Annotated in this window: 5 protein-coding genes; 2 read left to right on the forward strand and 3 right to left on the reverse strand. The window is 60.6% G+C overall.

Going from position 1 to position 12,208, the window contains the following annotated elements; genetic code table 11:
- Positions 1-22: 22 nt before the first annotated feature.
- The 3 genes from BLS87_RS07665 to aceE form a co-directional block, all read right to left on the reverse strand.
- Positions 23-2,716: a putative bifunctional diguanylate cyclase/phosphodiesterase gene (locus BLS87_RS07665; protein ID WP_074751721.1), complete on the reverse strand. Its 2,694-nt coding sequence runs from the start codon at positions 2,714-2,716 to the stop codon at positions 23-25.
- 401 nt (positions 2,717-3,117) lie between these two features.
- The gene (gene aceF, locus BLS87_RS07670) at positions 3,118-4,776 is read right to left on the reverse strand and encodes a dihydrolipoyllysine-residue acetyltransferase (RefSeq protein ID WP_074751723.1); all 1,659 of its coding nucleotides are present in this window, start codon (positions 4,774-4,776) and stop codon (positions 3,118-3,120) included.
- A 150-nt stretch (positions 4,777-4,926) separates the two neighbouring features.
- Positions 4,927-7,575, reverse strand: coding sequence for a pyruvate dehydrogenase (acetyl-transferring), homodimeric type (gene aceE, locus BLS87_RS07675; RefSeq protein ID WP_074751725.1), 2,649 nt, complete (start codon positions 7,573-7,575; stop codon positions 4,927-4,929).
- A 387-nt stretch (positions 7,576-7,962) separates the two neighbouring features.
- Here aceE and glnE point away from each other — a divergent pair, with 387 nt between their 5' ends.
- Together glnE and waaF are read left to right on the forward strand one after the other, a co-directional pair.
- Positions 7,963-10,914: a bifunctional [glutamate--ammonia ligase]-adenylyl-L-tyrosine phosphorylase/[glutamate--ammonia-ligase] adenylyltransferase gene (glnE, locus tag BLS87_RS07680; RefSeq protein ID WP_074751727.1), complete on the forward strand. Its 2,952-nt coding sequence runs from the start codon at positions 7,963-7,965 to the stop codon at positions 10,912-10,914.
- A 259-nt stretch (positions 10,915-11,173) separates the two neighbouring features.
- On the forward strand, positions 11,174-12,208 hold the full coding sequence (gene waaF, locus BLS87_RS07685) for a lipopolysaccharide heptosyltransferase II (protein ID WP_074751729.1): 1,035 nt from the start codon (positions 11,174-11,176) through the stop codon (positions 12,206-12,208).

Here is a 12,208-nt window from a genome sequence, read left to right on the forward strand (position 1 = left end):
GAAGGGGAGCGAACCTTTGGCGTCAGAGCTGCGGCCCGCGTGGATAGCGCCGCAAGGCGTTGATCAGGTCTTCGCCCGGGATGGGTTTGTCGAACAGATAACCCTGGCCTACGTCGCAGCGGTGGCGACGCAGAAACGCCAGTTGCTCGGCGGTCTCGATGCCTTCCGCGACCACCGTCAGCTTGAGGTTGTGCGCCATGGCGATGACCGCCGAGGTGATTTCCATGTCGTCCTGATCGTCTGGAATGTCGCGGATGAAGCTGCGGTCGATCTTGATCACGTCGATCGGGAATTTCTTCAGGTAGCTGAAGGAAGAGTAACCGGTGCCGAAGTCGTCCATCGCCAGCGTCAGGCCGAGAGTCTTCAGGGATTCCAGTTGCAGGCGCGTATCTTCGGTGGCTTCCAGCAGCAAGCCTTCAGTGAGCTCCAGCTCCAGCAGCGACGGGTCGAGCTGTTCTTCGCGCAAGATGTTGGCGAGCGAGGTCACCAGTTCCGGGTCGGAGAACTGTTTGGGCGAGACGTTGATCGCCACGTGCAGCTTGCCGTAACCGGCAGCGGTGAGTTGCTTGCTCATGCGGCAGGACTGGCGCGCGACCCATTTGCCGATCGGAATGATCAGGCCGGTCTCCTCGGCGACGCTGATGAACTGGTCCGGTCGGATCATGCCCTTTTCCGGATGGTTCCAGCGCAACAACGCTTCCATGCCCAACAAGCGCCCGGTGCGCAGGCACAGCTTGGGCTGATAGAAGACTTCCAGCTCGTTTTGCGTCAGGGCGCGCCGCAGGTTGTTTTCGACGAACAGCTTGTAGCTGGCCTCGGCGTTGAGCGCTTCGGTGAACACCTGGACCTGATGCTTGCCGTTGGCCTTGGCCTTGTGCAGCGCCAGACCGGCGTTCTTCATCAGGGTTTGCGGGTCACGACCGTGCAGGGGCGCGCAGGCCAGGCCGACGGAGCCCGTCACGCTGATCAGCTGGTTATCGACGAACATGGGCTTGTCCAGCGTCGTCAGCACCTGACTGGCGATACGTTGACCGTCCTCGGGACCGGTGTCGTCGAGCAGCACGGCGAACTCGTTACTGGCAAAGCGCGCGAGAATCCCGGTCGGGCTCAGGCTGTTGCGCAGACGCCGCGCGAGGCTGATCAGCAACTTGTCACCGGTCTGGTGACCGAGGCTGTCGTTGATGCGCTTGAAGTTGTCGATGTCCACCAGCAGCAGGCTGATCGGCGTTTCGATGTCCCGGGCAAAGTGCTCGTCGAGGGTGCGGATGAACGCCGGACGGTTGCCCAGATTGGTCAGGTTGTCGGTGTACGCCAGGCGCTCGATCCGCTGCTGGGAGAGCTTGGCCTGGGTAATGTCTTCGTAGATGCCGATGTAATGGGTCAGCTCGCGGTTGTCGCCATAGACTTTGGAAATCGACAATTGGCCCCAGTACGGTTCGAGGTTCTTGCGACGGCTCTTGAATTCGCCCTGCCAGCTGTTGCCGCTTACCAGGCTTGAATTGGCGTCCAGCAACAGCGAGTTGAGATTTTCCAGCGCGGGGAGTTCCGACAGGCGATGGCCATGGACTTCATCCGCGGTGTACTGGGTGATCTCGGTGAAACTTGGGTTGACGTACTCGACCACGCCGTCGCAATTGACCAGCAAAAACGCATTGGCGCTCTGCTCCACGGCACGCTGGAACAGGTGCAGTGCGTTGGTGGCGGTGCGACGATTGTGGTTGTTGATCGCCTGCGCGAACTGGTCGGCCAGCTCGCCCGCAAAGGCGATCTCGTCGGACTGCCAGTCGCGCGCCGTGCCGGTCTGTTCCAGGCACAACACGCCCACGACGTGGCCGTCGATGCGTATGCTGGCGTCCAGAATCGCGTTGATGTCACGCGGCCCGAGGCTTTCGGCCAGCTCACGGGTGCGCGGGTCGAGCTGCACGTCATTGGCGTCGATGGCACGACTGGTGTGCAGCGCTTCCAGATAGCTGGGGTAGCGACTGATGTCGATGGCGGCGGGTTTGAAGTAACCGTCGATGTCCCGGCGATACTCGGCGATGGGCTCGAGTGTCTGGCCGTTGAGGTTCCAGATGGCCGCGCGATCAATGTCGTAGATCTCGCAAGCGCTCTTGGTGATCAGCTCGGCGGCTTCCTGCAAGGAGTTGCTGGAGCTGTAGCGATGGCGCGCCAGGCGCAGGATCAAGCTCTGCTGCGCGCGAACCCGTTCAAGGTGCTGCAGCTGTTCGTGTTGAGCGCGCTGATTCAGCTCCAGGGCGATCTGCAGGCGCGAGTTCTGAACTTCCAGATCCGGGCTGAACGCCAGCTCACTGGCGTCGAACACCTCATCCACCACCATCAGATAGCCGCGCAGCAGGTGACGGTTGTGCTGCTTGTAGCCTTCTCCGATCTCAAGCAGGCCCAGCGGGCCGCGAGTCGTGTGAAGGGTGTAGCGGATGACGTAATGCGAGTTGCTGGCCAGTTGCATCTGTACGGCATCGTGCAAATGGTAGCGAGCCTCCGGTTCCATCAGGCTGGCATAAGGCGCGCCGATGAGGGCGCACAGCTCCATGGCCGGCATGTCGAACTGCTTTTCGCAGTTGGGATCCAGGTACAGCATCGCCCAGCTGGGTTCATTCAGCCGCTCGAAACGCAGCATGCCGAGCCGCGAGGGCACCGGCAATTGCGTCACGACCTCGGCTGCCGATCGGGCGGCAGCATCAGGTTGGCTTTTCATGAAGGAACTCGCTTTAAGAGTACTGTCGCGGATGGGCAAGGAGCCCATCGTTAAATCGCGTGTCGCAAGGTTGCATCATGGCGAACGGGCTGACAAGTGAGCGCGATGGCTTAGTGCTATAAATCTGTCGGCAAATCGGGGATTAACTAAAGGTTGTTGGTCGGATTTGTCGGGAAAGGCCGGTAAGTGCCTGATTTTGGTGCTCACGGTTGGCGCTTTTGTTGCGGATGTCCCTTCGTTAGAGAGTTGTTGTAGTGATCGTTCCCAGCCCCAACACCAACACCAACCCCCAAAAACCTGCGCCCAAAAAAAGCCCCGCCAAATGGGCGGGGTTGAGGTACGAGCGTGGCAGCTCGAAAAACAGCGAAGGCCCGTTTCATGGGAAACGGGCCTTGTACGGCTTACAGCAGAATCGTACGGATATCCGCCAGCAAATCGCTCAGACGCTTGGTGAAGCGAGCCGCTGCAGCGCCGTTGATCACACGGTGATCGTAGGAGAGTGACAACGGCAGCATCAGGCGTGGCTGGAAAGCCTTGCCGTCCCAGACCGGTTGCATGGTGGCCTTGGACACACCCAGGATCGCCACTTCAGGCGCGTTGACGATCGGCGTGAAGCCGGTGCCGCCAATGTGACCCAGGCTGGAGATCGTGAAGCAGGCACCTTGCATGTCGTTGGCCGACAGCTTTTTGCTGCGTGCTTTCTCAGCCAGCTCGGCGGCTTCGGCAGCCAGTTGCAGCAGGCTCTTCTGGTCGACGTTCTTGATCACTGGGACCAACAGGCCGTCCGGCGTGTCCACGGCGAAACCGATGTTGACGTATTTCTTGCGGATGATTGCCTTGCCGCTGGGTGCCAGCGAGCTGTTGAAGTCCGGCAGCTCCTTGAGCAGGTGCGCGCAGGACTTGAGCAGCAGAGGCAATACGGTCAGCTTCACGCCCGCTTTTTCGGCAACGGCTTTCTGCGCAACGCGGAAAGCTTCCAGGTCGGTGATGTCGGCCTGATCGAACTGAGTGACGTGCGGGATATTCAGCCAGCTGCGGTGCAGACCGGTTGCGCCCAGTTGCATCAGGCGAGTCATCGGCACTTCTTCGATTTCGCCGAAGCGGCTGAAATCGACTTCCGGAATCGGAGGAATGCCCATGCCGCCGGCAGCGCCGCCAGCAGCCGGTGCATCTTTGGCTTTGGTCATGATGGATTTGACGTAAACCTGCACGTCTTCCTTCAGGACGCGGCCATGTGGGCCGGTCGCCGTCACAGCGCTCAGCTCGACGCCGAATTCACGAGCCAGCTGACGAACAGCCGGGCCTGCGTGAACCTTGGCACCGTCTTTGGCAGGAGCGGCTGCAGGCGCAGGGGCCGCTTCGGCTTTCGGCGCAGGTGCAGCGGCTGGCGCTGCTGCAGGCGCGTCAGCCTTGGCCGGAGCCGGGGCAGCTGCCTGAGCAGGCGCGGCGGCAGGTGCAGCACCGGCCACTTTCAGTTTCAGGATCAGGTCGCCAGTGCCGACTTCGTCTTCGACCTTGACGCTGATGCTCTCGACAACGCCAGCGGCTGGAGAAGGAATCTCCATCGAGGCTTTGTCGGACTCCAGCGTGATCAGGGACTGGTCAGCTTCGATGCTGTCGCCCACCTTGACCAGCAGTTCGATGATGCGAGCTTTGCCCGACGAACCGATGTCAGGCACATGGATGTCCTGAACGGCGGCTTCGGCAGCAGGGGCTGGCGCGGCGGCAGGTGCAGGCGCTGCCTCAGCCGGTTTTTCAGCAGCAGGTGCTGGAGCCGCTGCGGCGGGCTCGGCAGCAGCTTCGGCAGCAGGAGCAGCGGCAGACTCACCTTCCACTTCCAGCTCGAGCAGCTCGTCGCCTTCTTTCAGGCGGTCGCCGATTTTCACTTTCAGGCTTTTGACAACACCGGCCTTCGGCGCAGGGATTTCCATGCTCGCCTTATCCGACTCAAGGGTCAGCAGGCTCTGATCGGCTTCGATGCGATCGCCAACCTTGACGAACAACTCAATGACTTCACCGTCACCGCTGCCGATGTCGGGTACACGAATTAACTCACTCACAATGTCTCTCCTTAGGAGAACCTGTTCACTCGACTGCGCTGCCGGGAGTGCGACAAAACAGCCTCGGATGCTCATTTACCGGAGTAAATTCCGCATCCTCGGCTGTCGTGCGCAATGTTGCAGCGCGCTTTGCGATCGTTAACGCAGGCCTTAGCAGTCCAGCGGGTTGCGTTTATCCGGGTCGATGCCGAACTTGGTGATGGCTTCCGCCACGACTTTCGGTTCGATGTCGCCACGGTCGGCCAGGGCTTCCAGAGCTGCCAGCACCACGAAGTGACGGTCGACTTCGAAGAAGTGACGCAGCTTCTTGCGGCTGTCGCTGCGGCCGTAGCCGTCAGTGCCCAGGACTTTGTATTCCTTGGTCGGAACCCACTGACGGATCTGGTCAGCGAACAGTTTCATGTAGTCGGTCGAAGCGATCACCGGACCTTTACGGCCGTTGAGGCACTCTTCAACGTAGCTCACCTGTGGCTTCTGGCCCGGCTTCAAACGGTTGGCACGCTCAACGGCCAGGCCGTTGCGACGCAGTTCGTTGAAGCTGGTAACGCTCCAGACATCGGCGCCGATGTTGAACTGCTCACGCAGGATCTTCGCCGCTTCGCGCACTTCGTTGAGGATGGTGCCCGAACCCATCAGTTGAACGTGATGAGCCGCTTCGCGCTTGTCTTCCTCAAGCAGGTACATGCCCTTGATGATGCCGTCTTCGACCCCGGCCGGCATGGCTGGCTGGTGGTAGTTCTCGTTCATCACGGTGATGTAGTAATAGACGTTTTCCTGCAACGTCATCATCCGGTGCGTGCCTTCGTGCATGATCACCGCCAGCTCGTAGGCATAGGCAGGGTCATAGCTGCGCACGTTCGGGATGGTCGAGGCCAGGATGTGGCTGTGACCGTCTTCGTGTTGCAGGCCTTCACCGTTGAGCGTGGTACGCCCGGAGGTGCCGCCCAGCAGGAAGCCGCGAGTCTGTGCATCGCCAGCAGCCCAGGCCAGGTCGCCGATACGCTGGAAGCCGAACATCGAGTAGAAGATGTAGACCGGCAGCATCGGGGTGTTGTAGTTGCTGTAGGCGGTACCGGCAGCGATGAACGAGGAGAACGCGCCTGCCTCGTTGAGGCCTTCCTGCAGGATCTGGCCGTCTTTCTCTTCGCGGTAGTACATCACCTGATCGCGGTCGACTGGCTCGTAAAGCTGGCCGACTGGCGAGTAGATACCCAGCTGACGGAACATGCCTTCCATACCGAAGGTACGCGCTTCGTCGGCGAGGATCGGAACGATGCGCTTGCCCAGTTCCTTGTCTTTCACCATCGAGGCGAGGATACGACCGAACGCCATGGTGGTGGAGATTTCACGGTCGCCCGAACCGTCCAGAATGGACTTGAGGGTGTCCAGTGGCGGAGTCGGGATGCTGGTGTTGCCACGGTTGCGCTGCGGCAGGGAGCCACCGAGCTTCTCACGGCATTTGCGCAGGTATTTCATTTCCGCGCTGTCTTCGGCCGGACGATAGAACGGCAGCGATTCGAGCTCGGAATCGTTCAGCGGAATGTCGAAGCGGTCACGGAATTTCTTCAGCGACTCGATATCGACCTTCTTGGTGTTGTGCGCGGTGTTTTTCGCTTCGCCTGCACCGGTACCGTAACCTTTGATGGTCTTGGCCAGGATGACGGTTGGCTGGCCTTTGTGGTTGACCGCCTGGTGGTACGCCGCGTAGACCTTGTACGGGTCGTGGCCGCCACGGTTGAGTTTCCAGATCTCGTCGTCGGACAGGTTCTCGACGCGCTTGAGCAGCTCTGGATCGTCGCCGAAGAAGTGCTTACGGACGTAGGCGCCGTCTTTGGCCTTGTAGTTCTGGTACTCGCCGTCGATGGCTTTGTCCATGCGACGCTGCATGAGGCCGTCTTCGTCCTGAGCGAACAGTGGGTCCCACATGCGGCCCCAGATGACCTTGTTGACGTTCCAGGCAGCGCCGCGGAATACGCCTTCGAGTTCCTGGATGATCTTGGCGTTACCGCGAACCGGGCCGTCGAGGCGCTGCAGGTTGCAGTTGATGACAAAGATCAGGTTGTCGAGGTTTTCACGACCGGCCAGGGAAATGGCGCCCAGGGTTTCCGGCTCGTCGCACTCACCGTCACCGATGAAGCACCAGACTTTCTGCTTGCCAGCCGGGATGAAACCACGGTTTTCCAGGTACTTCATGAAGCGCGCCTGGTAGATCGCAGTAATCGGGCCCAGGCCCATGGAAACGGTAGGGAACTGCCAGAAGTCCGGCATCAGGTGAGGGTGCGGGTACGACGACAGGCCGCCGCCATCCACTTCCTGACGGAACTTGAGCATCTGCTCTTCGCTCAAGCGACCTTCAAGGAAGGCGCGAGCGTAGATGCCCGGAGAAGCGTGACCTTGATAGTAGATCAGGTCGCCGCCGTGTTCTTCGGTCGGGGCCTGGAAGAAGTAGTTGAAGCCGATGTCATACAGCGTGGCGCTGGACGCGAACGTGGAGATGTGGCCGCCCAGATCAGGGTCTTGCATGTTGGCGCGCATGACCATCGCCAGTGCGTTCCAGCGAACGATCGAACGGATGCGGCGTTCCATGAACAGGTCGCCGGGCATGCGTGCTTCGCGGGTAACAGGGATGGTGTTGCGGTAAGGCGTGGTGATGGAGTACGGCAGCTGGGTACCACTTCGTGTGGCCAGCTCGCCCATACGGGTCATCAGGTAATGAGCACGGTCTTCGCCTTCTTTGTCGAGAACCGATTCCAGGGCGTCCAGCCATTCCTGGGTTTCGACGGGATCGAGGTCTTGCATGGCTTGCTCCAGGGCGGAAAGGCTTCCAGAATCGGTTGCCTGAGTTTGTTGCGACTGGCCTTGTGGGCAGACGACGTAAAAATTCTTGGATGGCCGGAGTTGTACCCGGCGTTGTGTAGTTTTACTACAAATCTTTGGCCGTTTCAGCTTTTTGACTTGTATATACAGTAGTAAAACTACAGGTGAACGATGTTTTCGCTCGGGTCATGCGGTGAAACAAATCGCTAATGTTGGTTGAAATAACAAACAGATCAAGTGAAAGCTGATCCTGGCAACCAAAAATAATGAAGCGCTAGCAATTTTTAACCTTTGTTCGACAGTCCTGTCCGTATCGTGTGTACAACCTCCACGGCGGGTAGTCTTTTGAACGCCGACCAAGGATAGACCATGAGCCTCCCTTTGCTGGCTGATCTGCCGGCCGTCCTTCTGCCGTTGGTCACTCGTGCGCAACAGTCGTTCCGCGCTGCGCTTGTCTCTCTGACGGAGGCCGGTCAGGCGACTTTCGATGCCTGGCCCGCTGAACGTCTGGCCGCTTTTGATCGCGTTTGCGCGGCCAGCGACTTTGTCGCCGATCAGGTGAGTCGCGACCCTCAGATGCTGCTCGACCTCGCCGAATCCGGTGAGCTTGAGCGTGGCTATAAAGCCGGTGAGCTGCGCCAGCAGATGGCCGTCGCAGTGCAGGAAGCTGCCAGTGACGATGAGCTGGGGCGTAATCTACGTCGGCAGAGGACGCGGCAGCAAGTCCGAATTATCTGGCGTGACCTGACCCGGCAAGCTGATCTGGTCGAAACCTGTCGCGACCTTTCCGACATGGCCGATGGCAGTATCGACCTCGCGTACCAGTGGCTGTATGAGCGGCATTGCCAGCAATTCGGAACGCCCACCGGTCGTCGCAGCGGCGAGCCACAGCACATGGTCATCCTCGGCATGGGCAAGCTTGGCGCCGTCGAATTGAACCTGTCGTCCGACATCGACCTGATCTTCGCCTACCCCGAGGGCGGCGAAACCCAGGGGGTTAAACGTCCGCTGGATAATCAGGAGTTTTTCATTCGCCTGGGCCAGCGCCTGATCAAGGCACTGGATCCGGTGACGGTCGACGGTTTTGTCTTTCGCGTCGACATGCGCTTGCGGCCCTATGGCTCATCCGGCGCGCTGGTGCTCAGCTTCAACGCGCTGGAGCAGTACTACCAGGATCAGGGGCGCGACTGGGAACGCTACGCCATGATCAAGGCCCGGGTGGTCGGTGGTGATCAGGCCAAGGGTGACGAGCTGCTGGAAATGCTGCGACCGTTCGTTTATCGGCGCTACCTGGATTTCTCGGCCATCGAAGCGCTGCGCACCATGAAGCAGCTGATACAGCAGGAGGTCCGGCGCAAGGGCATGGCGGCGAACATCAAGCTGGGTTCGGGCGGCATTCGCGAGGTGGAATTCATCGCTCAGGCGTTCCAGTTGATTCACGGCGGCCGCGACCTGAGCCTACAGCAGCGTCCCTTGCTCAAGGTGTTGCGCACGCTCGACGGTCAGGGCTACCTGCCTTCGGCTGTCATTGACGAGCTGCGCCAAGGGTATGAATTCCTGCGCTACACCGAGCACGCCATTCAGGCCATTGCGGATCGTCAGACCCAGATGCTGCCCGAGGATGATCGGGACCAGGCGCGCATCGCGTTCATCATGGGCTTTGCCGACTGGAACAGCTTCCACGAGAAGCTTATGTATTGGCGCGGTCGGGTTGACTGGCATTTCCGGCAAGTCATCGCTGACCCGGATGAAGAAGAGGGTCAGGAGGACGGCGGCGAAGAGATCGTCGGCGGCGAGTGGTTGCCACTGTGGGAAGAGTCTCAGAATGAAGAAAGCGCCTCCCTTCAATTGCAGGAAGGCGGATTCTCGGATGCGCAGAAAGCGCTGAAGCACCTGAGCAATTTGCGCAACAGTTCGCAGCTGCGCTCGATGCAGCGTCTGGGGCGTGAGCGGCTCGATGCGTTCATTCCACGCCTGTTGGCCCAAGCGGTCGAACACAGCAACCCTGATCTGGTCCTGGAGCGTGTGCTGCCATTGGTTGAGGCCGTGGCGCGGCGGTCGGCCTATCTGGTGCTTCTCACCGAAAACCCTGGGGCGCTGCGCCGGCTGCTGACCTTGTGCGCGGCCAGCCCGTGGATCGCCGAGCAGATAGCCCGCTTCCCGCTGCTGCTGGACGAATTGCTCAATGAAGGCCGGCTGTTCAGCCCGCCACAGGCGCTGGAGTTGGGCGCCGAGTTGCGCGAGCGCCTGACGCGCATTCCTGAAGACGATCTTGAACAGCAGATGGAAGCGCTCCGGCACTTCAAGCTGGCGCACAGCCTGCGTGTCGCGGCGTCGGAGATCACCGGCAGCCTGCCGTTGATGAAGGTCAGCGACTACCTGACCTGGCTGGCAGAGGCCATTCTGGAGCAGGTGTTGGCGTTGGCGTGGCGGCACACGGTCGCCCGCCATGGTGCGCCACGGCGCCCGGACGGCACAGTGTGCGACCCCGGCTTTGTGATTGTCGGTTATGGAAAAGTCGGCGGGATCGAACTGGGGCATGGTTCCGATCTGGATCTGGTGTTCATCCACGATGGCGATCCGCAAGCTGAAACCGACGGCGCCAAGCCGATTGATGGTGCGCAGTTCTTTACGCGTCTGGGCCAGCGGATCATTCACTTGATCACCACGCAAACCAACTCCGGTCAGTTGTACGAAGTGGACATGCGCCTGCGACCTTCGGGGGCGTCGGGCTTGCTGGTGAGTTCGCTGGGGGCGTTTTCCCGGTATCAGGAGAACGAAGCCTGGACCTGGGAGCATCAGGCATTGGTGCGTGCCCGGGTGCTGGTGGGCAGCACGGATGTGGGTCATGGATTTGAAGCGGTTCGCGCAGCGGTGCTGGGCCGCGAGCGGGATCTGGGCACGCTGCGTCAGGAGGTCAGCGAGATGCGCGCCAAGATGCGCGACAACCTAGGCACCAAGGGCACAACCGCCGGCAAGGGGGCGAATGCCTTCGAAGCCACGGCGTCGTTCGATCTCAAGCAGGACGCCGGTGGTATCGTCGATATCGAATTTATGGTGCAATACGCGGCCTTGGCGTGGTCCAGAGAGCATCCTGCGCTGCTTCGATACACCGATAACATCCGCATTCTTGAAGGTCTGGAGCAGGCGGGTCTCATGCCCGCCGCTGACGCCAGCCTGCTGCGCGAGGTGTACAAGGCGTATCGTTCGGCCGCTCACCGACAGGCCTTGCAGAAGGATGCGGGGGTGGTCAGCGGCGATCAGTTTGTGGCCGAGCGGCGTGAAGTGATGCGGATCTGGGCGCAGTTGGGGTTGAGTTGATGTTGGCGCAGGAAACATCACCCCCTGTGGGAGCGAATTCATTCGCGAAAGATGTGTCAGGCGACGTAGATGTGTCGATGGGTCTGGCTCATCGCGAATGAATTCGCTCCCACAGGGGGCGAGCCAGGCAGTGACAGCACTGCAACGCCCCAATTGAAGGGCATATATAAAGCTATGACAGGGAGGCGTCAGGCTGTGTGGAAGCGTCACGCAGTCTGATGGGCCTCCCTGCTCGTTTCTGGTCGTTTTTGGATTGAGCATGAGAATTCTGATCGTAGGGCCCAGCTGGGTCGGTGACATGGTGATGGCGCAAACGCTGTTCCAGTGCCTGAAACAGCGTCACCCGCAATGCGAAATCGATGTGCTGGCGCCCGAGTGGAGCCGGCCGATCCTTGAGCGCATGCCCGAGGTGCGCAAGGCCTTGAGCTTCCCGCTCGGCCACGGCGCGCTGGAACTGGCGACCCGTCGTCGCATCGGTAAATCCCTGAAGGGCCAGTACGATCAGGCGATCCTGCTGCCGAACTCGTTGAAGTCGGCGCTGGTGCCGTTCTTCGCCGGCATCCCGAAACGCACGGGCTGGCGCGGCGAGTTTCGTTACGGCCTGCTCAACGACGTGCGCACCCTCGATAAACAGCAATACCCGCTGATGATCGAGCGTTTCATGGCGCTGGCCTATGAAAAAGGCGCCGAGATCCCGCGCCCGTACCCCAAGCCAAGCCTTCAGATCGAAACCGCCAGCCGCGATGCCGCGTTGGCCAAGTTCGGCCTGAGCCTGGATCGTCCCGTATTGGCCCTCTGCCCAGGCGCGGAGTTTGGCGAGTCCAAGCGCTGGCCTTCCGAGCATTACGCCAAAGTCGCCGAGGCGAAGATCCGCGAGGGCTGGCAGGTCTGGCTGTTCGGCTCCAAGAACGATCATCCGGTGGGTGAAAGCATTCGTGAGCGGCTGATTCCCGGCCTGCGCGAAGAGTCGGTCAACCTCAGTGGCGGCACCTCGCTGGCGGAAGCCATTGACCTGCTGTCCTGTGCCGACTCGGTTGTCTCCAACGATTCCGGCCTGATGCACGTGGCCGCGGCGTTGAACCGACCACTGGTGGCGGTATACGGCTCGACCTCGCCGGGCTTCACGCCGCCGCTGGCCGATCAGGTGGAGATCGTTCAACTGGGCATCGAATGCAGCCCCTGTTTCGAGCGCACGTGCCGTTTCGGTCACTACAACTGCCTGCGCCTGCTGGAACCGGATTCGGTCATCCAGGCCCTGAGCCAGCTGGGCGGCACCCCGGTAGAGGTTGCCTGA

It is taken from the genome of Pseudomonas abietaniphila (assembly GCF_900100795.1).
GTDB classification, from domain to species: Bacteria; Pseudomonadota; Gammaproteobacteria; order Pseudomonadales; family Pseudomonadaceae; genus Aquipseudomonas; species Aquipseudomonas abietaniphila.

Excerpts from the sequence above, each read along its gene's own strand:
- waaF (WP_074751729.1), top strand. The coding sequence starts at position 11,174 with ATGAGAATTCTGATCGTAGGGCCCAGCTGGGTCGGTGACATGGTGATG.
- aceE (WP_074751725.1), bottom strand. The coding sequence starts at position 7,575 with ATGCAAGACCTCGATCCCGTCGAAACCCAGGAATGGCTGGACGCCCTG.
- glnE (WP_074751727.1), top strand. The coding sequence starts at position 7,963 with ATGAGCCTCCCTTTGCTGGCTGATCTGCCGGCCGTCCTTCTGCCGTTG.
- BLS87_RS07665 (WP_074751721.1), bottom strand. The coding sequence starts at position 2,716 with ATGAAAAGCCAACCTGATGCTGCCGCCCGATCGGCAGCCGAGGTCGTG.